Here is a 22,199-nt window from a genome sequence, read left to right as displayed (position 1 = left end):
TCAGCCCTTCATCACGTTGACGTCTTCGACCGCGATCGTGCCACGGTTACGGAAGAAACACACAAGGATCGCAAGGCCGATAGCGGCCTCCGCGGCGGCGACAGTCAGGATGAACAGGGTAAAGACTTGCCCCACCAGATCGCCCGCATAGCTGGAGAAGGCGACCAGGTTGATGTTGACTGCCAGCAGCATCAGCTCGATCGACATCAGCAGAATGATCACGTTCTTGCGGTTCAGGAAAAGCCCGAAAATGCCGATGACGAAAAGTGCCGCCGCCACAGCCAGGTAATGTTCAAGTCCGATCATTTCTGTCCCTCCGGGTCATTGCCCGTCTTGTCTGTCTTGTCTCGGTGCCGGGTTTGATCCGGCACCTCTTCAATCTTTGTCCGGCGTGTGGGCCGGGTCGTTCTGTCCCACGCGCCTCCCCGGAAAGGTCCGGGGCGGGTGTTACGCTATAGCCCCTGCCCCGGTTTCACGTCGCGCAGCTCCATCGCCTTGGCCGGGTCGCGCCACATCTGGTGCAGCACGTTCTGGCGTTTGACATCCTCGCGATGGCGCAGCGTCAGCACGATGGCCCCGATCATCGCCACCAGCAGGATCAGGCCCGCCAGCTGGAACAGCAGGAAGTACTGGTCATAGAGCACAAGGCCAAGGGCTTCGGTGTTATGCGTGCCGGCTGTGGGCACGGCCTGCCGCGCTGCCTCGGCGGTTTCGGCCACTTCCCATGCGCCCAGAGCAATGCCCAGCTGCATCAGCAGGACCAGCCCGATGAGCAGCGCCAGAGGCATGTATCTTGCCATTTCCGCCTTCAACTCGGCGAAATCAACATCCAGCATCATCACTACGAAGAGGAACAGCACCGCCACCGCGCCGACATAGACGATCACCAGCAGCATCGCGACGAATTCGGCCCCCAGCAGCACGAACAGGCCCGCTGCACTGATGAATGACAGGATCAGCCACAGCACGGAATGCACCGGGTGGCGGCTGATCACGGTGAAAAGTCCGCCGATCACGACCGAAATCGCGAAAAGATAAAAGGCCAGTGCCATGACGGTCATGTGTCTCTTCCTTCTTCTTCCTGCGTATCGAGCACCTGTTGCGCCAGTTCCAGCGCCCGGGTCATCGCAGGTAACCCGGCAAACATCGACATTTGGCCGATCGTCTCGACGATGTTCTGCTTGGTGGCTCCGGCCTCCAGCGCATGCCGCACTGCCTGACGAAAGGCAACATCGCTTTGTGCGCCCTGCATGGTCAGCCCGGCCACCATCAGCAACATACGTGTGCGCGCGTCCAGCCCACCTTCGTTCAGCGTGTTGCCGAACATCATTTCCATCATGTCCTTGGGCATGGTGCCCATCATTTTTTCAAAACCCTTGGGCGTGAACGCCTCCATCGCGGGAAACGACTTCGCCATTTCCTGCGCCTGGCGCAACATCTGCTCAAAAGGGTTGGTTGAAACGGTCATGCGTTCACCTCTTACCGATACGGTGCGTCGAGTTCGAGGTTGCGGGCAATCTCGGCTTCCCAGCGGTCGCCGTTGGCTAGCAGTTTGTCCTTGTCGTAAAACAGTTCTTCGCGGGTCTCGGTGGCGAATTCGAAATTCGGCCCCTCGACGATTGCATCCACCGGGCACGCCTCCTGGCAGAAGCCGCAATAGATGCATTTGGTCATGTCGATATCATAGCGCGTGGTGCGGCGGCTGCCGTCGTCGCGGGGTTCCGCGTCGATGGTGATCGCCTGCGCCGGGCAGATCGCCTCGCAGAGTTTGCAGGCAATGCAGCGCTCTTCCCCGTTGGGATAGCGGCGCAGCGCGTGCTCGCCGCGAAACCGCGGGCTCAGCGGGCCTTTCTCATGCGGATAGTTCAGCGTCGCCTTGGGGCCAAAGAAATATTTGAACCCCACCTTGAAGCCCAGAATCCAATCGCCCAGCAGGAAATACCAGGCCGCGCGTCCGTAATCTACATTCGCCATCCGCTCAGCTCCTCACGTCTGATTCAAGGTGGGTCTTACCGGCATTTTCATGCCCGTTCCAGCGGGTCTCGTAGTCGCTTTGCAACGCGAAGTCCGGCAGGTGCGACTCCTCGGTCTTTTCAATCTCGTAATACAGATAGGTCCGCCCCGGACCGATCTTGTTCTTCAGCTTCAGCCGCACGCCGGTCAGCGCCGGATCCTGAAACTCGACCTGGCCGAAACCATCCTCGGGCTCTACCGGGACAGCGCGGCAATCGATCACGTTACAGTTGCAGGCCCGCTTCCAGAAGGTCCAGACCAGCTCGGGGTTGAACTGGTACATGCCATGCCCGTACCAGCCGTTCAGGCCATTGGCACTGACCAGCCGCCCGCCGGGCTTGAGCATCCGGAACAATCCCTCCAGCGCCATCGGCACGTTGAACACATGCTCGACCGTGCCACCGTCGAATATCAGGTCAAACTTGTTTTCCAGCTTCTTGGCGGGCCGCTTGTTCAGATCGTGCAGAACATCGGCGCCCTCGTAATTCGAGAAGTCCATCGTTTCCATCTGGCCAAAGCCCAGCTTGGCCATCAGCGTCTCGGCAAAGCCGTCATCCTGCAGGAAATCGAACCGTTTGCCTTCGATCCCGTAGCGCTGCAGCGTCTTCTCGTATAGCTGGCGGTGCTTGGTCTGAATGCCGAAACTCTGCCGGCCAAGCATCAGCGTCCGGCCCTCGGGCCGGAAGCGGGTGCTCAGCTCAACGAGCCGATCAAACAGAACATAGTCGATCCCCAAAGGATCAGCCCCCCATTGTATAGCGCGCCCAGAACGCGCCCAATACTTCGAATTTTGCCAGGAATGCGATGATCACGACCCAGCCCAGCGACAGCGGCAGGAACACTTTCCAGCCAATGCGCATCAACTGGTCGTAGCGGTAGCGCGGCGTGATCGCCTTGACCATCGCGAAGAGGAAGAAGAAGAACGCCATCTTGCCGACCATCCACAGCGCGCCGTCAGGCAGGCCCGGAATGGGCGACAGCCAGCCGCCGAAGAACAGCAGCGTCGTCAGCGCACACATCAGGAAGATCGCGATATACTCGCCCGCCATGAACAGCAGGAACGGCGTCGCCGAATATTCCACCTGGTAGCCAGCCACCAGTTCGGATTCCGCTTCCGGCAGGTCAAAGGGCGGACGGTTGGTTTCGGCCAGCGCCGAGATGAAGAACAGGACGACCATCGGCAAATGCGGCAACCAGTACCAGCCGAAGAAGCCGTAATTGGTGTCCTGCGCCATCACGATTTCCCCGAAATTCAACGACCCGGTGGAAATGATGACGCCAATGATGATCAGACCGATGCTGACCTCGTAGGAAATCATCTGCGCGGCGGACCGCAAACTACCCAAGAACGGGTATTTCGAGTTCGACGCCCAGCCGCCCATGATCACGCCGTAAACCTCCAGGCTGGAGACGGCAAAGACATAGAGGATCGCGACATTGAGATCGCTGATCACCCAGCCATCGGCAAAGGGGATCACCGCCCAGGCGATCACCGCCAGCACGAAACTGATCAGCGGGGCCAGCATGAACACGGCCTTGTCGGCGCCTGCGGGCACCACCACTTCCTTGACCACGTATTTCAGCGCATCGGCCACCGATTGCAGGATGCCGAAGGTGCCCACCACGTTGGGGCCACGCCGCATCTGGACCGCGGCCCAGATTTTCCGGTCTCCATAGACCAGGAACAGCAGCGAGATCATGACAAACCCGAGAACCGCGAGGCATTGCGCCGCAATGATCACCAGAGTGCCAAAAGGTGTTGCAAAGAATTCAGCCATCAGGTCCTCACACCATCGGTATTCCGTTTTCCGCACAGTCGGCGGCGACGACTTCGGCGTCGATTGTCTTCAGCCCGCGCGGAAGCGCCGGTGAGATCGTATAAACCGCATCACCGCGCCAGATGCCACCCTCTTCCACGATATTCGTGCGCAAATGCCGGGCAAAACCGTATCCTCGGATAAGCGCATACTGCGCCGCGGCGCAGGCAGCGTAGCGGTCGACATCGCTGGTTGCCCGCGCGCCCGCCATCACGACGTGGAAATTCACCAGGTCACCATCCAGCAGCTGTGTCTCGACGCCGCGATAATCGGGCGCGAAACGGTTGGTCTCCGGCCCCGCAGGCTCGCATCCCGCGACACCACCGGTGGCGATGAGCGCGCAAACGCTCAGGGATATGGGCGCGCGGTGCAGCATCACTCTGCGGCCACCGGCTCGGCGCGGCGCGCCTTGGCGCCGGCGCTCAGCTCGGCCATCAGGGTGCTGGCGCGGGCAATCGGGTTGGTCAGATAGAAATCTCCGATCGCAAGCCGGAAATCGGCTTTGCCCGGCTTGGTCACCTTCAGCGGCTGCCACTCGTTCTCCGGCACCATATCGACCTGCGCCAAGTGCGGAGCGGCCTCGACCAGCGCACGGCGCAACTGCGGCAGGCTGTCATAAGGCAGTGCCGCGCCCAACTCGCCCGAAAGGGCCCGCAGGATCGCCCAGTTTTCCTTGGCCTCGCCAGGGGCAAAGCTGGCGCGCAGCGCCAGTTGCGGACGCCCTTCGGTGTTCACGAACAGCCCCTGTTCCTCGGTATAGGCGGCACCGGGCAGAATCACATCGGCACGGTGCGCGCCACGGTCGCCGTGGCTGCCCTGGTAGATCACGAATGGGCCAGCCTTGACGTCGATCTCGTCGGCCCCGAGGTTATAGACCACCTCGGCCCCGTCCAGCGCGGCCTCCATGCCACCCGTCGTGGTGCATCCCGCATCCATCGCGCCCACGCGCCCGGCGGCGGTGTGCAGCACCAGCAGTTTCGCGCCCGCTCCTTCGGTATAGGCCATGACCTGGCTCAGCACGGCCTCGCCATCGGCCTCTTGCAGCGCGCCCTGCCCGACGATCACGATCGTGTCGTCCTTGGCTTCGACCTTGCCGACCAGATCGGTCAGCGCATCGCGGCCTGCGCCGAAATGATGGTAATCAAACGTCAGATCGACCTTCGGACCGATCACGCCCACACGGGCGCCCGCAAGCCACGCCTTGCGAATGCGCGCGTTCAGCACAGGCGCCTCGACACGCGGATCGGCTCCGACAATCAGGATCGTCTTGGCGGTATCGATTTCCTCGATGGTCGCCGTCCCGACATAGGCCGAGCGATTGCCCTCGGGCAGCTTTGCCCCGTCGGTGCGGCATTCGACATGACCACCCAGACCTTCGATCAGGTTTTTCAGCGCAAACGCAGCCTCGACCGGGACCAGATCGCCAACCAGACCTGCGACCTTCTTGCCCTTCATCGCGGTGGCGGCAGCCGCCAGAGCCTCAGGCCAGGTGGCCGGGCGCAGCTTGCCGTTTTCGCGCACATAAGGCTGGTCCAGCCGCTGGCGGCGCAGCCCGTCCCAGACAAACCGCGTCTTGTCGGAAATCCACTCTTCGTTCACGCCGTCATGGTTGCGCGGCAAAAAGCGCATGACTTCGCGCCCCTTGGTATCAACCCGAATGTTGCTACCCAGCGCATCCATCACGTCAATGCTCTCGGTCTTGGTCAGCTCCCAGGGGCGTGCGGTAAAGGCGTAAGGCTTGCTGACCAGCGCGCCCACCGGACACAGGTCGATGATGTTGCCCTGCATGTTGCTGTCCAGCGTCCCGCCCAGATAGGTCGTGATCTCGGCATCCTCGCCGCGGCCTGTCTGGCCCATCATCTGGATACCGGCCACCTCGGTGGTGAAGCGCACACAGCGGGTGCAGGAAATGCAGCGGGTCATGTGGGTTTCAACCAACGGCCCCAGATCAAGGTCGATGCTGGCGCGTTTGGGCTCGCGATAGCGGCTGAAATCGACGCCGTAGGCCATCGCCTGATCCTGAAGATCGCATTCGCCGCCCTGATCGCAGATCGGGCAATCCAGCGGGTGGTTGATCAGCAGGAATTCCATCACGCCCTCGCGGGCCTTCTTGACCATCGGGCTGTTGGTTTTCACGACCGGCGGCTGGCCTTCGGGGCCGGGACGCAGATCCTTGACCTGCATCGCACAGGACGCGGTCGGTTTCGGCGGGCCGCCGACAACCTCCACAAGACACATCCGGCAGTTACCCGCGATCGAGAGCCGCTCATGATAGCAGAAACGCGGAATTTCCACGCCTGCTTCTTCACAGGCCTGGATCAGGGTCATTGCCCCGTCCACCTCTACCTCGGTTCCGTCGATGATGATCTTGCGAAGGTCAGTCATTTTCGTTCACTTTGCTTTGAGAAAGGCGCCGATCTGCGTCTGCGCGGCAATTTCGGTACGGCCCAGTTTGCACAGGCTGGCATGGTCCAGGTTGCTGGCGCCCTTCGAATGGAAGTAGGCGTTGCGCAATTTGCGCATCTCGGCCTTGTTGTCAGAATCGCTCACATAGGCGTCGATTTCAGAGTCGGTATAGCCGCGCTCGGCGGCCATCTTCTTGAGCCCGTTAAGATAGGACCGTGCGGTCCAGAGCCGGCCCGAGATTTCGTCACAGGACCGCCGGATCTTGTCGGCAACCGCAATCGCCAGCAGACCCGCGTTAATGTCCTGCTCTTCGCGCAGCTCTGCCCGGGCGTCCTGAGCGGCAAACGCAAACAGGGTGAAGCTGAGAATGGCAGTGGTTATCATCCGCATGTTGATACTCCTCTTGGTGCATGCCGAGAGACCCGCAAACAATGCAGATCCTTCAGCGATGCAAATGGAGTCCGGCCTATGTGTTATGCAATAACACGGGCGAAAATCTGCTGATTTCTGCGACAAACCTACCATTCCACGCAACTTCCACGCATCGTCAAGGCATCGCCCTCGGTCGTGACCGTCGCGGCATCGGGATCAGACCCCGGCTGCCACTCGATCGAGGAATCGCCAAACGCCTTGATGCAGTAACGGATCGCCTCGTGACGCCCGGCCTTGCGCGCGCCTTCGATCCCCTGCCCCACACGGCGGACCGAGACGACGAAATCCTCGCGCCGGTCGCCGTCCTTCTTGGCTTTGGCGGGATAGAATTTACCGTCGAACATTTCGCGATCGCCCGGCTTGGCGCAGGCTCCGAGCACCAGCACAGCGGCCAGCACCCCGATCATGATCCGCTTTCCTGTCATGCCGCACCTCCAAAAACCGCCAAAATCGCCGAAATCGCCAGCAAGAGACACATCAGCCAGCCCAGCACATAGGCAAAGGAGCGCGCGCCCATGTCCGCCTTGCCGCCGCGCAGGTGGATGATCAACATCACCACCCGCGAGATGAAAAAGACCGAGGCATAGAGGTTCACCCAGAACGGTGCAGCCCCCGCCAGGATCGCCGCCAGCGTAACCAGAGCAAAAGTGCCCACGGTTTCGGCAGCATTGCTGTAAGCGCGGTGCAAGCGATAGGTGGCATCAGCATAGTCCTGCGGCGGTGTCGCGCCCGGCGCCAGCCCGGCCGCCGTCTTGCGCATCGCCGACAAGGGGCTGAGCGCAAGGGTTATTACACCCATGAGCGCCATCGCGACGATCGCGTGTCCGTATGCTGCAAATTCATTCATGCCTCGCGCCCCTTATCCACCGGTCCGGCACAGGAAATCATGGCCCATGTGGCCGTCCGTCTGCCCCAGGGCCACGAAGATCGCCAGAGGTTTCATTCCGCTGCCACCGCGCTGACACGACCGGTGCGCTTGTGCTTGATCCGGTCCTCGATCTCGTCGCGGAAATTGCGGATCAGGCCCTGGATCGGCCAGGCGGCCGCATCGCCAAGGGCGCAGATCGTGTGGCCTTCGACCTGTTTGGTGACATCCAGCAGCATGTCGATTTCCTCGACCTCCGCATCGCCCCTCACCAGACGTTCCATCACACGCATCATCCAGCCTGTGCCCTCGCGGCAGGGTGTGCACTGGCCACAGCTTTCGTGCTTGTAGAACTTCGACAGCCGCCAGATCGCCTTGATGATGTCGGTATCCTTATCCATCACGATCACCGCCGCCGTGCCCAGACCAGACCGCTGGTCACGCAGGTAATCGAAATCCATGATCGCATCGCGCATGTTCTCGCCGCGAATGCAGGGCACCGAAGAGCCGCCGGGAATGACCGCCTTGAGGTTGTCCCAGCCGCCTCTGATGCCGCCGCAATGTTTCTCGATCAACTCTTCGAAGCTGATGCTCATCGCCTCTTCGACGACGCAGGGGTTGTTCACATGGCCCGAAATCGCAAACAGCTTGGTCCCGCTGTTGTTGGCGCGGCCAAATCCGGCAAACCATTCCGGTCCGCGCCGCAGGATCGTCGGGACCACCGCGATGGATTCCACGTTATTGACCGTGGTCGGGCAACCATAAAGCCCCGCTCCCGCCGGGAAGGGTGGCTTCATCCGCGGCATGCCCTTCTTGCCTTCGAGGCTCTCCAGAAGCGCGGTTTCCTCGCCGCAGATATAGGCCCCGGCCCCATGGCTCAGGTAGAGGTCGAAATCGAACCCGGCCCCGCAGGCATTCTTGCCGATCAGCCCGGCCTCGTAGGCTTCGTCGATCGCGTGCTGCAGCGCCTCGCGCTCGCGGATATATTCGCCGCGAATGTAGATATAGCAGGCATGGGCCTGCATCGCGAAACTGGCAATCAGGCAGCCTTCGACCAGCGTATGCGGATCGTGGCGCATGATCTCGCGATCCTTGCAGGTGCCCGGCTCGGATTCGTCGGCATTGACCACCAGGTAGCTCGGGCGTCCGTCGCTTTCCTTGGGCATGAAGGACCATTTCAGCCCGGTGGGGAAACCCGCACCGCCGCGCCCGCGCAGGCCGCTGGCCTTCATCTGGTCAATGATCCAGCCACGCCCGTTCTGCAAAATCTTCGCGGTTCCATCCCAATGGCCGCGCATCTGCGCACCCTTGAGGGTCCGGTCATGCATGCCGTAAAGGTTGGTAAAGATACGGTCCTGATCTTTCAGCATTCCGCCACTACCCCTGATTGTCCTGGCGCGAACGCCAAATATTGAAAACCATCCAAAGTGCCCAGATGAAACCGCCAAGCGCGGCCATGTCGGCCAGCGCCAACATCCGCGGGCTGAGGCCCATCCGGCCACCGATAAACGTCGCCAGCACCCATAGCACCGCCGTGCCGGCAATCACCAGCGCGGCGCGCCGCCCTTGCATCTGCTCGGTATGTCCGGTGCCTTGCGTCACGTCATTGCGTCCTTACTTCTTCTTGCCCTTGGAGCGTTTGGAAAACTCCGTCTCGCCACCGGCGGCAAGCGTTCTGGCCTGCGCGACCCAGCCATCGCGGGTCACGCGGCCCTTGAACCCTTCGAGGTTCTGATCAACCCAGGCCACCTGCCCGCCCGACCACGCGGCGATCTGGTCGAAATGGTAAAACCCCATGCGGTTCAGCAGTTGCTCCAGTTTCGGACCGACCCCCTTGATAAGCTTGAGGTTATCCGACATGCCACCGCGCGCAGCGCTCAGCGTTTCGGGCTTTTCCCCAGCCGCCGGGGCCGCAACGGGCGCGGCGGGCGAAACCTCTACAGGCACTGCGGGTGCGGCATCCGCCGGCACGGCTTCGGCCGGGGCGTCATCTTTCGCCGGTGCAGGCGCGGGCGTTGGCGCTGCGGGGCGCGGTGCCGGGCTCGGCTCTGCCGCAGTCGGCGTCGCGCTGCTGCAGAACAGCCCCGGAAAGACATAGCCGCAGATCACAAAGACCAGCCCCCCGAGAAGAATACTGGCCAACCAGTTCAGGCCGATGACGACCAGCAACAGCGTCGCAACGACGACGCCTGCTGCCGCAGCCATCGCCCAGCATCTCCTGCCGCAGCTCATTTCCTCGTCCGTCATCATCCCGTACTCTCTTCCTATGGCGGGCGCGTCGTCATCGCCCTGATTTCAAGCCGTTCCGCGTTCAATCTGGGCCAGGGATCGATCGTGAAGCAGCCACATCATTCATAGGTATTACCGCATTTCATCACTTTGCCCGCATCAAATGCAGGGCGAAACGCTTCAGTAGACGTCACCCTTCTTTACCCGGCTGGCAAAATCGGTCTCGCCGCCAGAAGCCAAAATACGGGCCTGTTCGACCCAGTTATCGCGGCTGACCCGCCCCTTGAAGCCTTGCAGATTTTCGTCAACCCAGGCCACTTCGTCGCCGGACCAGTTCGCGATCTGGTCAAAATGGTAGAATCCCAACCGGTTCAGCAACTGCTCCAGCTTCGGCCCGACGCCCTTGATCATCTTCAGGTCGTCCGCCTTGCCCCCGCGCGCGCCCTCAAGCGTAGCAGGTTTGGTGCCGGTCTCCGACGTTGCGGCAGTTTCGGCCTCCTTCGGCGCCGCCTTTTCCGAGGCTGCAGGCTTGGCCGCGGCCTTGGCTGTCTTGGCGGGCTTTGCTGCCTTCACGGGCTTGGCCGCGTCTTTCGGGGCGGCGGCCGGGCTTTGCTTCGGCTTGCCCTTCGAGGTGGCGGCATCGCCCTTGGCGGCGTCATCCTTGTCCAGCCGCGCGCCCTTGGCGACAATCTCCACCGGTGTTTCGTTCAGCGCGACCGACGGCGCGGCGGGCTTATGCCGGGCGCCCTTGTCATGCCACGGTGTCAGCAACGGCACTTCGGTGCCGTCAATCCGCTTGATCGTTTCACCCAGATCATGCGCCCGTTGCACGCTGGCATTGTACTTGGTGACGCCGCTGTCGAATTCCTTGAGGCTGGTCAGCCCGCTCAGTGGTTCCGCAGCGTAACGGCCATTCTGCGGGCCGGGCGTGGGCACTTTGCCCGCCGCCAGCTCGTCGATGATCTCGCCCATGCGCTTGGCGGTCAGATCCTCGTAGTAATCCTTGCCGATCTGCGCCATCGGCGCATTGGCACAGGCCCCGAGGCATTCCACCTCTTCCCAGCTGAACTTGCCATCGGCACTCAGCTGATGCGGCTTCTCAGCAATCTTTTCCTTGCAGACACCGATCAGGTCCTCGGCGCCGCAGATCATGCAGGACGTGGTGCCACAGACCTGGATATGCGCAACCGATCCGACTGGCTGAAGCTGGAACATGAAATAGAACGACGCCACTTCGAGTGCCCGGATATAGGCCATGCCCAGCATCTCGGCCACGCCTTCGATCGCGGGGCGGGTGAGCCAGCCTTCCTGCTCTTGCGCACGCCACAAGAGTGGAATGATCGCGCTGGCCTGACGGCCCTCGGGAAACTTGGTGATCTGCGCCTCGGCCCAGGCCTGATTTTCAGGCGTGAAGGCAAAGCTCTCGGGTTGGTCGTGATACAGACGGCGAAGCATCTAGCGCAGTCTCCTGTTTAGGCCGGGCACGCCGCGCAAGGCGCTTACCCGCAAAATGTCATTTCCGCATCGCCCCATCGAACCGAGGCGCATGTTCTTGCTGCCGTTACCGGCAATGACCGTCAAATACGATCAGGCTCTCATCCGGGCCGTAATAGATTGCCGCCCCTTCGCTCACCAGCTTTTCGATCACGATATCGGTCGCCACCGGATCCAGCCCGGCATTGACGATCGCCTGGCTCTGGTCGCGCTTGCCCATCCGGCAGTCATGCGCGCCCATGAAGGCCAGAAACGCCTGCTCGGGGTCCGGTGTGATCTTGCGGGCCAGATCCTGCGCGGCGGCACATTGGGCCGCCTCGATCTGCAGGCTCGCCCCGTCGGGCGTCACCGTCAGCTCGCCATTGCCTTCCAGCTCTTCGCGCAGCAATGCCACCTGGGCCGGTCTCAGGCCGTAGCCTTCCATCTTGTAGGTCAGCCCGTCCACGGGTTGCGCGCAATTGTCGCCCTGCCCCATGACAGCCATGAACCGCTCGCGATCCGTCGGGCCAGCGCCCTGCAGACAGGCGTCACCGCGCACCAGCAAGGCGGGGCCGACTCGGCTGGCTTTCTGTTGGTCTTCAAGGGCCACGATAATGGCGCTGGCTTCGCCCGCATCGGTAAAGCCTGCGGCCGAAAGCGTTGCGTCGAGATCGGCAATGACACAGCCCTGCGCGCGCGCTACTTCCAGCAGCGCATCCATCCGCGCGGCATCGACGGCGTAGGAGGGCGCGGCCAGCGACACAGCCAGCGCAGTCATCATTCCCAGTCGCCTCACCTGTCGATCTCCCCGAACACGACATCCATCGTGCCGATGATCGCAGCCACATCGGCCAGCTGGTGGCCACTGGCGACATGATCCATCGCCTGCAGATGCAGGAACCCCGGTGCGCGGATCTTGGCGCGGTAGGGTTTGTTGCTCCCGTCCGACACCAGGTAGACGCCGAACTCCCCCTTGGGGGCCTCGACCGCGGCATAGATTTCACCCGCAGGGACGTGGAAGCCTTCGGTATAAAGCTTGAAGTGATGGATGAGCGATTCCATCGAGGTCTTCATGTCCGAGCGGCTGGGCGGCGTGATCTTGCCCCGGGCCAGAACATCACCGCGCCCCTCGGGCGCGCGCAACTTCTCGATTGCCTGATGGATGATGTGCAGCGATTGGCGCATCTCCTCCATCCGGACAAGGTAGCGGTCATAGCAATCGCCATTCTTGCCGACGGGGATCTGGAACTCGAACTCGTCATAGCATTCATAGGGCTGCGCGCGGCGCAGGTCCCACGCCATGCCGCTGCCGCGCACCATGACACCCGAGAATCCCCAGTCGAGCGCTTCCTGCTCGGTGACGACGCCGATATCGACGTTGCGCTGCTTGAACACGCGGTTCTCGGTCAGCAGCAATTCGATATCATCCAGCACCTGCGGGAATGCCTTGCCCCAGGTCTCGATATCGTCCAGCAAATCGTCGGGCAGGTCCTGATGCACACCGCCGGGCCGGAAATAGGCCGCGTGCAGGCGCGCGCCACAGGCCCGCTCGTAGAATACCATCAGTTTCTCGCGCTCTTCGAAACCCCAGAGCGGTGGCGTCAGCGCGCCCACGTCCATTGCCTGCGTCGTCACGTTCAGCAGGTGGTTCAGAATGCGACCGATTTCAGAGTACAGAACCCGGATCAGGCTGGCGCGGCGCGGCACTTCCACACCGGTCAACTTTTCGATGGCCAGACACCAGGCATGTTCCTGGTTCATCGGCGCCACGTAGTCCAGCCGGTCGAAATAGGGCAGGTTCTGCAGGTAGGTGCGGCTCTCCATCAGCTTTTCGGTGCCACGGTGCAGCAGGCCGATATGCGGGTCACACCGTTCGACGATCTCGCCGTCCAGTTCCAGCACCAGCCGCAACACACCATGTGCCGCCGGGTGCTGCGGGCCAAAGTTGATGTTGAAATTGCGGATCTTCTGTTCGCCGGTCACGGCGTCTTCGAACCCTTTGGAGCCGTCCATCATTTGTGATCCTTTCGCGCCGCTTCAGCCCGTGCCAAACGCATCCGCGCCTCGCCCAGTCCGAACACGATCAGCGCCACACCTGCCACGGTAGCAAAGCCAAATAAAACCATCAGCCCTTCGCCTCCTCTTTCTTCTCATCGCCCGGCAGGATGTATTCGGCACCCTCCCACGGCGACATGAAGTCGAATTGCCGATATTCCTGCACAAGGCTGACCGGCTCGTAGACCACGCGCTTTTGCGCCTCGTCATAGCGCACTTCGGTATAGCCCGTGGTCGGGAAATCCTTGCGCAGCGGATGCCCGCGGAAGCCGTAATCGGTCAGGATGCGGCGCAGGTCCGGATGGCCCGAGAACAGCACGCCATACATGTCGAACACTTCGCGCTCGAACCAGTTGGCCGATGGGTGCACCTCCACGATCGACGGCACCATGTCCTCTTCGCGCACCGCGGCGCGCAGACGGATGCGGTGGTTCTGGTACATGCTCAGGAAATGATAAACCAGATCGAACCGCTTGGCCCGCTCGGGATGGTCAACGGCGGTGATATCCACCAGCGTCGAAAACCGGCAGGTCGGATCGGTCTTCAGGAACTCGACCAGCCCGGCGAGGTTGGTCAGCGCCACTTCCAGCGTCAACTCGCCATGCGCGACGCTCCAGCCCAGCACGCAATCGCTGCGTTTGAGTTCGATATGCGTGCCCAGCTCGTTTAGCGCGTCACTCATTCTCTATCCCCCTCGCCTGTCCGATGCACGGGTCCGCCCTTAGCGGACGATCGTGCCGGTACGGCGGATTTTTCGTTGCAACTGCAGAATACCGTAGACCAGCGCCTCGGCGGTCGGCGGGCAGCCGGGCACGTAGATGTCGACCGGCACGATCCGGTCACAGCCGCGCACCACTGAATAGCTGTAGTGGTAATAGCCGCCACCATTGGCGCAGGACCCCATCGAGATCACGTAGCGCGGCTCGGGCATCTGGTCATAAACCTTGCGCAGCGCCGGGGCCATCTTGTTGGTCAGCGTGCCGGCCACGATCATCACATCCGACTGGCGCGGGCTGGCGCGCGGGGCAAAGCCGAAGCGCTCAACGTCATAGCGCGGCATGGCGGTGTGCATCATCTCGACCGCGCAACAGGCCAGACCAAAGGTCATCCAGTGCAGGCTGCCGGTGCGCGCCCAGTTGATGATATCCTCGGTCGAGGTCAGCAGAAAGCCCTTGTCCTGCAGATCGCGATTCAGCTCCTGCGTGGCATATTCGCGGTCCGCGCCCGCATGGTTGACGCCTGTCGCTATTGCCATTCCAGCGCTCCCTTTTTCCACTCGTAGGCAAACCCGATGGTCAGCACCCCGAGGAAAACCATCATCGACCAGAACCCGACCATGCTGACATCCTTGAAGGCCACGGCCCAGGGAAACAGCATCGCAATTTCAAGATCGAAAATGATGAACAGGATCGACACCAGATAGAAACGCACATCGAACTTCATGCGCGCATCATCGAATGCGTTGAACCCGCATTCATAAGCACTGACCTTTTCCGCATCCGGATTGCGCACGGCAATGATCACGGCAGCGAGGATCAGAACAACGCCAAGCCCAATGGCAATGGCCAAAAACACGAGAATTGGGAGGTATTCCCTCAACATCTCTTCCAAGAGCGGCTCCTTTTCTGCACCCGGTTCGCTCCGCGCGCGGTCAAGTGGCAAAATTGACTGATCTTGTGTCTACCCCTGCCCCAAGTTGGGGTCAACCAGCGCCGCGCAAAAACGGCCCCCCGAAACCCACGGGGGCGCCGCGCCATTACACACCTGCGTCAAACCTGTCGGGCTACCGCCTGCCGCCCGTTACCGCACCCCTTTCCGAGGTGTAGCCAACCGGCCTATCCCTGCGCCCAGCGCGGCTTGCGCTTGTCAAAGAACGCGCCGATTCCCTCACGGGCCTCGGCCCCGTCCCAGCATTTGGCCAGCTCGCCCACCGTATGCGCGATCACCTCTTCGTCGATGCGCGGCCCCAGATGGCGCAACAGCGCCTTCGAGCGCGCCACCGCTTCGGGTGCACAGCTGAGATAGGGCACGACCTCCTGCTCGACAGCAGCATCCAGATCATCCGCCGGCACCGCGCGCGCCAGCAGGTTCAACTGCACCGCCTCGGTGGCGTCGAACCGGCGCCCGGACATGAAGACGCGGCGCGCCTTTGCCTCGCCCATGCGCGCCGCCACATAGGGGCCGATGGTCGCTGGAATGAGGCCTAGCCGTGTCTCGGTCAATGCCATCGTGATACTGTCCGCGCCGATCGCCACGTCGCAGACACTCGCCATGCCGACACCGCCGCCAAAGGCATTGCCATGCAGCCGCCCGATCAGCGGTTTCGGCAAGGTGTTCAGCGCCTGCAACATATATGCCAGCTTGGCGGCTTCGGTCGAACGCACGGCAGGGGCGGCATCGAACTGTTCGCGCATCCAGCCCAGATCGCCACCCGCGCAGAACGTCTTGCCCTTCGCGGCCAGCACCACGGCGCGCACAGCCGGGTCACCGCCCAGCTCGCCCGCAGCGCGGGTCAGTTCGGCAATCATCTGCGCCGAGAGCGCATTGTGCTTCTCCGCCCTGTCCAGCCACAGCGTCGCCACGCCGCGCGTGTCCATCTCGATACTCAGCGTCTCATAATTCATCGTCAGTTATCCCCGGTACAAGGCGGTCCATCTACCGCCAGTCATGAAAAATCCAGACCATACGGTCCACGAACCAGATTTCCGGCAGCATCGTCAGGAGCATGCCAAAAACCGCGTTACATCCAGCCGTTAAATCGCGCAGGCTCCGCGAATATGCGCGGATTGTTCCAGACCCCGACCACGGATTGGCGTGCCGCCACCAGGTCGCATCGTCCATCGCCATCAGCCGTTCCGCCCTGCGATAGAAATCCATCAAGCGCCCCGCATCGCCCGCGCCATATCCGCCGCCCGCATCAGCACATCGCGGTCCAGCCCTGTGACATGGCCCAGCGCATCCAGCCGGTCATGCACTTTCTCGGTCGCCACGTTGCCCGCCGCTCCCGGTGCATAGGGACAGCCCCCCAGCCCGCCCACGGCGGCGTCAAAGACCCTCAGACCGTGTTCCAGCGACACTTCGATGTTCTCCAGCGCACGACCCGCCGTGTCATGAAAATGCCCCGCAAGCTGTGCGGCCGGAACCACCTCCAGCACTGCCGCCAGCATCTTTGCGACGCGCTCGGGCGTGCCCTGCCCGATCGTGTCCCCCAGGCTGATCTCGTAACACCCCATGTCATGCAACGCAGCCGCCACCCGCGCCACGTCACCCGGCGGCGTCGGCCCGTCATAGGGACAGTCGGTCACGCAGGACACGTAGCCGCGCACCGGCACGCTCGCCGCGCGCGCCGCCTCTGCCACCGGGGCGAACCGCTCCAGGCTATCGGCGATGGTGGCGTTGATATTGGCACGTGAAAACCCCTCACTCGCCGAGCCAAAGATCGCCACCTCATCGGCCTTCGCCGCCAGCGCATCCTGCAAACCGCGCATATTGGGCGTCAGCGCCGCATAGCGCACACCCGGCGCCCGTGCGATACCCGCCAGCACCTCGGAAGAGCTGGCCATCTGCGGCACCCATTTCGGGCTGACGAAACTGGCCACCTCGATACGAGAAAACCCCGCACCGCTCAGCAGATCGACCAGCGCGATCTTTTCCGCCGCCGGGATGTCGCGCGCCTCGTTCTGCAAACCATCGCGCGGCCCCACTTCGAAAATCTCGACACCGCGGCTCATGCCCCCTGCCCCTTCATTTTGCCAAAAATACTCATTCTTCCCATGCCGGATAGAAATCCCGGTCGTAGATGCGGCTGCTGTCCGGCCCGGGCAATGCATCCTGGTAACTTTGCCGCTCGGTCAGGCGTGCGAACCATTTGGCGGTTTCGGGAAAGCCCTCCAGCGTCGCGAAATGCTGCGCCATGTAGACCGCCTGACCAACACAGATATCTGCCGCCGAATAGCCGCCCGTCAGCAGGTAATCGCGGTTTTCCACCGGCGTGCTCAACCGCGCCTCGATCGCCGCATAGCACTTGCGCAGCCGTGCAGCCTCCAGCTTCATCACCACCGGGCTGCGCATCGAATCCTCATACAGCAGCACATGCTGCTGGGTCAGCGCCGCCACGTGCTGGCTGACCGTTTCGGCGAAATGCACCCAGACCAGCCAGGCCATCCGGTCCATGTCGCGGGGCGCGCGCCCCATCCCGCGCTCGGGGAACCGCTCGCAAAGGTACTCGACCATCGCGCCACTCTCGAACATGCGCTCGCCGTCGATCTCGAGCGCGGGCACCCGCCCGGCAGGTGACAACGTCAAAAACTCCGGGCTGCGCAGACTGCGGTCAAACGCATGCTCGACCAGACGAAACTCCTCGCCCAGTTCATTCAGCAGCCAAAGCACACGCATCGAGCGGCTTTGCGGCACATGGTGCAGCGTAATCATCCTGTCTCTCCTGTCATTTCCACCCCGAGGGCGGGCATCGTATCCCGGACGGTGCGGCGCGCTTCCATCGCCGCGTACCATGCCCCCAACGCCGGATACGCTCCAAGTGTTTCGGCCCCGTCCGGCGCTTGCGCGAAATAAGCCAGCATCGGCAGCAGATGGCAATCAGCCAGGGTGACGCGCCCCGGGTTCAGCACCAGCCCCTCTGCCGCAATCGCCTCGAGCGCGGTCAGAACCGGCCCCGCGCGGTCCAGCCCCGCCGCAATCTCGGCCTCATCCGCCGCCTCGCCCTGCAACGGGCCAAACACCCGCTGCGAAAAGACCTGCCGCACCAAGGGCCAGTAGCCATAGGCATCGACGATCCCGATCACCTGCCGCATCCGCGCCCTTGGCCGCGCCGTGCCGGGGGTCATCTGCCCGCCTGCAAACTCGGCATCGACATAATCGAGGATCGCCGCCGTCTCCCACAGCCGAAACGCGCCATGCTCCAGCACCGGCACCCGGCCAAAGGGATGCAGCGGGATCAGTTGCGCCTGCCCGGCCTCGGCAAAAGGATCGACATCGACAAAATCGAATGCCGCGCCCGCCTCGGCCAGTGCCAGCCGCGCCGCCCATGTATAGACGCTCGGGCCATATCCCGTCAGACGCAGCACCTGCGCCATCAGGCCGCCTCTCCCTCCGCCTCTTCCGCCTCCAGCCGCACCAATGCCGCGCCCGCCGCGACCTGCGAACCGGCGGTGACCAGCACCTCCGCCACGACACCGTCGCGCGCGGCCAACAATGCATGCTCCATCTTCATCGCCTCCAGCACCGCCAGCCGGTCGCCTGCCTTTACCGCCTCGCCCGCCTTGGCGAAGACCGCCTTCACCAGCCCCGGCATCGGTGCCTCAATCAGCGCACTGTCGCCGCCACGCGCACTGGCACGGTCCAACGGGTCAACGATCTCAAAGCTCAGCCCGTATTGCGCGAAGACCGTGACCAGAGAGCCGGTCACGACCACCTCCGGTGCGATCTGCCCGTCCAGCTGCCAGCGCCCGCCGATGCGGCGCGCCTCGACGGTCTGCGCGCCCAGCAGCACATCGCAGGCATCCGCCGACAGCACCCGCACCCGCAGCACGATCTCCTCTTCGCCACGGCGCAGCACCTGTGCGCGTTCCAGCGGCGTCCAGAGCGTGAACCCGATCTCGCCTTCACCGCCTTCCAGCAGCCCCAGCGCCGCCATCCCCGCCAGCGCGACATCCTGCGGCGTGGGCTCCGGAGGCACCACCAGCGCGTCCAGATCACGCGCGATCAGCCCGGTATCGACCTCACCGCGCGAAAATCCGTCATGCCGCGCCAGCGCGCCCAAAAATGCCAGGTTGGTGACCGTCCCCGCCACCTCGCAGACCTCCAGCGCCGCCGACAGCCGCCGCAGGGCCACTTCGCGGGTGGGGCCGTGGGTGATCAGCTTGGCAATCATCGGATCGTAGAACGGGCTGATCTCGTCGCCTGTCCGCACGCCGGTATCCGCGCGCGCATCGGGCGGAAAGCGCAGATGCGCCAGCGTGCCGGTGGCAGGCAGGAAGCCTTTGGGCACATCCTCGGCATATAGCCGCGCCTCGAAGGCATGGCCAGTGATGCTCAGATCCTCCTGGGCGACGGGCAAGGCCTCCCCGCTGGCCACGCGCAACTGCCATTCCACCAGATCAACGCCGGTGATCGCCTCCGTGACGGGATGTTCCACCTGCAACCGCGTGTTCATTTCCATGAACCAGAACCCGTCCGGCCGCAGCCCGCCGGCCCCATCGACGATGAACTCTACCGTACCCGCCCCGCTATAGCCGATCGCCTCGGCCGCGCGCACCGCCGCCGCCCCCATCGCCGCGCGCACGTCTTCGGTCATGCCCGGCGCGGGCGCTTCCTCGATCACCTTCTGATGACGCCGCTGCAACGAGCAGTCCCGCTCAAAGAGATGCACGGCGCGCTGGCCATCACCGAACACCTGCACCTCGATATGGCGCGGCTGCTGGATGTATTTCTCGACCAGCACGGCGTCATTGCCGAACGCCTTGGCGGCTTCGCTGCGCGCGCTTTCCAGCGCGTCGGCGAAATCATTCGCTTTCTCGACCAGCCGCATACCCTTGCCGCCGCCGCCTGCCACGGCCTTGATCAGCACCGGATACCCGATCTCGGCGGCGCGCTCGGCCAGGAACCCGTCATCCTGGTTCTTGCCGTGATAGCCCGGCACCACCGGCACGCCAGCCTCGACCATCAACGCCTTGGCCGCGTCCTTCAGGCCCATGGCCCGGATCGCGCGTGACGATGGCCCGATAAAGACCAGCCCCGCCGCAGTGACGGCATCCACGAAATCGGGGTTCTCGCTCAGAAAACCGTAACCGGGGTGAATCGCCTGCGCACCGGCGGCTTTGGCCGCCGCGATAATCGCATCACCACGCAGGTAACTGTCAGCAGGCGCCGCCCCACCGATATGCACCGCCGCATCCGCCAGCGCCACATGCCGCGACGCCCGGTCCGCGTCCGAATAGACCGCGACCGTGCGCACCCCCATCGCCCGCGCGCTCTCTATGATGCGGCAGGCGATCTCGCCCCGGTTGGCAATCAGTATCGTGTCAAACATACCTGTGTCTCTCCATCCTGGGGCCGTACCTGCGCTGCCCGGCATTCTTCTTTGTCCAATTCCTCAGACGCCACATTTCCGCGTTTTGCAGCCATCATCCGGTCAACTTGTCGCCGGTGCTGGCCCACCGACACGATACCGACGTGATACCGACATCATGCCGATGCTCCATTCTACATCCGGAAGACGCCAAACCGCGTCTCTTCTATCGGTGCACAAAGCGCGGCCTGCAGGCTGAGGCTCAGCACGTCGCGGCTTTTCCGCGGGTCGATGATACCGTCATCCCAGAGCCGGGCCGAGGCATAGAGCGGATGACTCTGGCGCTCGAACATATCGATCGTCGGCTGCTTGAAGTCCGCCTCTTCCTCGGCGCTCCAACTGCCGCCCTTGCGCTCGATCGCATCGCGTTTCACCGTCGCCAGAACCCCTGCCGCCTGCGCACCGCCCATCACCGAAATCCGGCTACTCGGCCAAGACCACATGAATCGCGGCTGATAAGCCCTTCCGGACATGCCATAATTTCCTGCGCCAAAAGAGCCACCCACGACCATCGTGATCTTTGGCACAGATGTGGTCGCCACGGCCGTCACCATCTTGGCGCCGTGCCGCGCGATGCCCTCAGCCTCGTATTTGCGCCCGACCATGAAGCCGGTGATGTTCTGCAAAAAGAGCAGCGGAATGCGCCGCTGGCTGCACAGTTCGACGAAATGCGCGCCCTTCTGCGCCGATTCCGAGAACAACACGCCGTTATTGGCGATGATCCCCACCGGGCAGCCCTTGAGATGCGCAAACCCGCAGACCAGCGTTTCACCGAACCGCGCCTTGAACTCGTCAAAGCGCGAGCCATCCACCACCCGCGCGATCACCTCGCGAATGTCATATGGCGTCCGCAGATCGGCGGGCACGACGCCCAGCAATTCTTCGGGATCATAGGCCGGTTCTTCAGGGCTCTGCATTTGCACGGTTGCCGACTGCGCCCCGCCCAGATTGGACACCGCGCGCCGCGCCAGCGCCAGCGCATGCGCGTCATCTTCGGCCAGATAATCCGCCACGCCGCTGAGGCGCGTATGCACGTCACCACCACCCAGATCCTCCGCACTCACCTCTTCGCCCGTCGCCGCCTTGACCAGCGGTGGCCCGGCAAGAAAGATCGTGCCCTGTTCCTTGACGATGATCGTCACATCCGACATCGCGGGCACATAGGCGCCACCGGCAGTACACGACCCCATGACCACGGCGATCTGCGGGATGCCCTTGGCGCTCATCCGGGCCTGATTATAGAATATCCGGCCAAAGTGGTCGCGATCGGGAAACACTTCGTCCTGATTGGGCAGGTTCGCCCCGCCGCTATCCACCAGATAGAGGCATGGCAGGTGATTTTCTTCGGCAATCTCCTGCGCGCGCAAGTGTTTCTTAACCGTCATGGGGTAATAGGTACCTCCCTTCACCGTGGCGTCGTTGCACACCACCATGCAGAGCCGTCCGTGCACGCGGCCCACACCGGCAATCAACCCCGCGCATGGCGCGGCACCGCCATAGAGGCCATGTGCCGCCGTCGCGCCCACCTCCAGGAACGGGCTGCCGGGGTCCAGAAGCCCCGCCACCCGGTCACGCGGCAACATCTTGCCGCGCGCCAGATGCCGCTCGCGCGGCCCCTCGCCACCGCCTGCCGCGGACAGTTCCGCCGCGGCGCGTACAACCTCAAGCGCCTCCAGATGCCCCGCCCGGTTGGCCTGAAACGCTTCGGAGGACGGCAATGCCGTTGACTTCAGTTTCATTGCTTATTCTCCATACGGGGGATTGGGTGAATTCCTGTCCTGCGGACTGTTTTTGTTGCAGGATTTTGACTCAGGTCAAATCG

The 22,199-nt window shown here is 62.9% G+C and carries 27 protein-coding genes; all 27 read right to left on the bottom strand.

Features of this window, described 5'->3' with window-relative positions:
* The 27 genes from nuoK to O3306_RS11265 all read right to left on the bottom strand — a co-directional run bounded on the left by nuoK (position 1) and on the right by O3306_RS11265 (position 22,116).
* Entirely contained in the window at positions 1 to 306 is a 306-nt protein-coding gene (gene nuoK, locus O3306_RS11395) for an NADH-quinone oxidoreductase subunit NuoK (RefSeq protein WP_272007197.1), read from the bottom strand.
* Between the two features lie 146 nt (positions 307 to 452).
* Complete coding sequence (locus O3306_RS11390; RefSeq protein WP_272007195.1) at positions 453 to 1,061, bottom strand: NADH-quinone oxidoreductase subunit J; 609 nt, start codon at positions 1,059 to 1,061, stop codon at positions 453 to 455.
* Entirely contained in the window at positions 1,058 to 1,468 is a 411-nt protein-coding gene (locus tag O3306_RS11385) for a carboxymuconolactone decarboxylase family protein (protein ID WP_272007193.1), read from the bottom strand. Before O3306_RS11385 ends, O3306_RS11390 begins: the two co-directional genes overlap by 4 nt.
* 11 nt (positions 1,469 to 1,479) lie before the next feature.
* Positions 1,480 to 1,974, bottom strand: a complete 495-nt coding sequence (nuoI, locus tag O3306_RS11380; RefSeq protein ID WP_272007191.1) for an NADH-quinone oxidoreductase subunit NuoI — start codon at positions 1,972 to 1,974, stop codon at positions 1,480 to 1,482.
* A 4-nt stretch (positions 1,975 to 1,978) separates the two neighbouring features.
* Positions 1,979 to 2,749 (bottom strand): methyltransferase domain-containing protein, encoded by a 771-nt coding sequence (locus O3306_RS11375; RefSeq protein WP_272007189.1) that lies wholly within the window; start codon positions 2,747 to 2,749, stop codon positions 1,979 to 1,981.
* Between the two features lie 4 nt (positions 2,750 to 2,753).
* Positions 2,754 to 3,791: an NADH-quinone oxidoreductase subunit NuoH gene (gene nuoH / locus O3306_RS11370; protein WP_272007187.1), complete on the bottom strand. Its 1,038-nt coding sequence runs from the start codon at positions 3,789 to 3,791 to the stop codon at positions 2,754 to 2,756.
* A 7-nt stretch (positions 3,792 to 3,798) separates the two neighbouring features.
* Entirely contained in the window at positions 3,799 to 4,206 is a 408-nt protein-coding gene (locus O3306_RS11365) for a hypothetical protein (protein ID WP_272007486.1), read from the bottom strand.
* On the bottom strand, positions 4,206 to 6,215 hold the full coding sequence (nuoG, locus tag O3306_RS11360) for an NADH-quinone oxidoreductase subunit NuoG (protein WP_272007185.1): 2,010 nt from the start codon (positions 6,213 to 6,215) through the stop codon (positions 4,206 to 4,208). Before nuoG ends, O3306_RS11365 begins: the two co-directional genes overlap by 1 nt.
* A 6-nt stretch (positions 6,216 to 6,221) precedes the next feature.
* Positions 6,222 to 6,626, bottom strand: a complete 405-nt coding sequence (locus tag O3306_RS11355) for a DUF5333 domain-containing protein (RefSeq protein WP_272007182.1) — start codon at positions 6,624 to 6,626, stop codon at positions 6,222 to 6,224.
* Positions 6,627 to 6,754: 128 nt separating this feature from the next.
* On the bottom strand, positions 6,755 to 7,093 hold the full coding sequence (locus O3306_RS11350; RefSeq protein ID WP_272007180.1) for a hypothetical protein: 339 nt from the start codon (positions 7,091 to 7,093) through the stop codon (positions 6,755 to 6,757).
* Positions 7,090 to 7,515, bottom strand: a complete 426-nt coding sequence (locus O3306_RS11345; protein ID WP_272007176.1) for an MAPEG family protein — start codon at positions 7,513 to 7,515, stop codon at positions 7,090 to 7,092. Before O3306_RS11345 ends, O3306_RS11350 begins: the two co-directional genes overlap by 4 nt.
* A gap of 92 nt (positions 7,516 to 7,607) precedes the next feature.
* Complete coding sequence (gene nuoF, locus O3306_RS11340; protein WP_272007173.1) at positions 7,608 to 8,903, bottom strand: NADH-quinone oxidoreductase subunit NuoF; 1,296 nt, start codon at positions 8,901 to 8,903, stop codon at positions 7,608 to 7,610.
* Between the two features lie 7 nt (positions 8,904 to 8,910).
* Positions 8,911 to 9,135 carry a DUF5337 domain-containing protein gene (locus O3306_RS11335; protein WP_272007170.1) on the bottom strand — a complete coding sequence of 75 codons (225 nt, stop codon included), beginning with the start codon at positions 9,133 to 9,135 and terminating at the stop codon, positions 8,911 to 8,913.
* Between the two features lie 12 nt (positions 9,136 to 9,147).
* A complete protein-coding gene (locus tag O3306_RS11330; RefSeq protein WP_272007167.1) occupies positions 9,148 to 9,738 on the bottom strand; it encodes an NADH:ubiquinone oxidoreductase in 591 nt (196 codons plus the stop codon).
* Between the two features lie 204 nt (positions 9,739 to 9,942).
* Positions 9,943 to 11,217, bottom strand: a complete 1,275-nt coding sequence (locus tag O3306_RS11325; protein WP_272007165.1) for an NADH-quinone oxidoreductase subunit E — start codon at positions 11,215 to 11,217, stop codon at positions 9,943 to 9,945.
* A gap of 106 nt (positions 11,218 to 11,323) precedes the next feature.
* Positions 11,324 to 12,016, bottom strand: a complete 693-nt coding sequence (locus tag O3306_RS11320) for a hypothetical protein (protein WP_272007162.1) — start codon at positions 12,014 to 12,016, stop codon at positions 11,324 to 11,326.
* Positions 12,017 to 12,027: 11 nt separating this feature from the next.
* Positions 12,028 to 13,251 (bottom strand): NADH-quinone oxidoreductase subunit D, encoded by a 1,224-nt coding sequence (locus tag O3306_RS11315; protein WP_272007160.1) that lies wholly within the window; start codon positions 13,249 to 13,251, stop codon positions 12,028 to 12,030.
* A 109-nt stretch (positions 13,252 to 13,360) separates the two neighbouring features.
* Positions 13,361 to 13,972 carry an NADH-quinone oxidoreductase subunit C gene (locus O3306_RS11310; RefSeq protein WP_272007157.1) on the bottom strand — a complete coding sequence of 204 codons (612 nt, stop codon included), beginning with the start codon at positions 13,970 to 13,972 and terminating at the stop codon, positions 13,361 to 13,363.
* Between the two features lie 39 nt (positions 13,973 to 14,011).
* Positions 14,012 to 14,545 (bottom strand): NuoB/complex I 20 kDa subunit family protein, encoded by a 534-nt coding sequence (locus tag O3306_RS11305; RefSeq protein WP_272007154.1) that lies wholly within the window; start codon positions 14,543 to 14,545, stop codon positions 14,012 to 14,014.
* Positions 14,536 to 14,901 carry an NADH-quinone oxidoreductase subunit A gene (locus O3306_RS11300; RefSeq protein ID WP_272007151.1) on the bottom strand — a complete coding sequence of 122 codons (366 nt, stop codon included), beginning with the start codon at positions 14,899 to 14,901 and terminating at the stop codon, positions 14,536 to 14,538. Before O3306_RS11300 ends, O3306_RS11305 begins: the two co-directional genes overlap by 10 nt.
* Positions 14,902 to 15,125: 224 nt before the next feature.
* A complete protein-coding gene (locus O3306_RS11295; RefSeq protein WP_272007149.1) occupies positions 15,126 to 15,914 on the bottom strand; it encodes a crotonase/enoyl-CoA hydratase family protein in 789 nt (262 codons plus the stop codon).
* Between the two features lie 31 nt (positions 15,915 to 15,945).
* Positions 15,946 to 16,167 carry a hypothetical protein gene (locus tag O3306_RS11290; protein WP_272007146.1) on the bottom strand — a complete coding sequence of 74 codons (222 nt, stop codon included), beginning with the start codon at positions 16,165 to 16,167 and terminating at the stop codon, positions 15,946 to 15,948.
* Positions 16,167 to 17,021, bottom strand: a complete 855-nt coding sequence (locus O3306_RS11285) for a hydroxymethylglutaryl-CoA lyase (RefSeq protein ID WP_272007144.1) — start codon at positions 17,019 to 17,021, stop codon at positions 16,167 to 16,169. The genes O3306_RS11290 and O3306_RS11285 overlap by 1 nt, the downstream gene beginning before the upstream one ends.
* A gap of 31 nt (positions 17,022 to 17,052) precedes the next feature.
* Complete coding sequence (locus O3306_RS11280) at positions 17,053 to 17,721, bottom strand: glutathione S-transferase family protein (protein WP_272007141.1); 669 nt, start codon at positions 17,719 to 17,721, stop codon at positions 17,053 to 17,055.
* Complete coding sequence (locus O3306_RS11275) at positions 17,718 to 18,383, bottom strand: glutathione S-transferase family protein (protein ID WP_272007138.1); 666 nt, start codon at positions 18,381 to 18,383, stop codon at positions 17,718 to 17,720. The genes O3306_RS11280 and O3306_RS11275 overlap by 4 nt, the downstream gene beginning before the upstream one ends.
* Positions 18,383 to 20,338: an acetyl/propionyl/methylcrotonyl-CoA carboxylase subunit alpha gene (locus O3306_RS11270; protein WP_272007135.1), complete on the bottom strand. Its 1,956-nt coding sequence runs from the start codon at positions 20,336 to 20,338 to the stop codon at positions 18,383 to 18,385. Before O3306_RS11270 ends, O3306_RS11275 begins: the two co-directional genes overlap by 1 nt.
* A gap of 173 nt (positions 20,339 to 20,511) precedes the next feature.
* On the bottom strand, positions 20,512 to 22,116 hold the full coding sequence (locus O3306_RS11265; protein WP_272007132.1) for a carboxyl transferase domain-containing protein: 1,605 nt from the start codon (positions 22,114 to 22,116) through the stop codon (positions 20,512 to 20,514).
* Between the last annotated feature and the right edge of the window lie 83 nt (positions 22,117 to 22,199).

Source organism: Roseovarius sp. ZX-A-9, from assembly GCF_028369135.1.
Classification (GTDB): Bacteria; Pseudomonadota; Alphaproteobacteria; order Rhodobacterales; family Rhodobacteraceae; genus Roseovarius.
The sequence above is the reverse complement of the archived record's forward strand: the minus strand, read 5'-3'. Positions and strand labels throughout refer to the sequence as shown.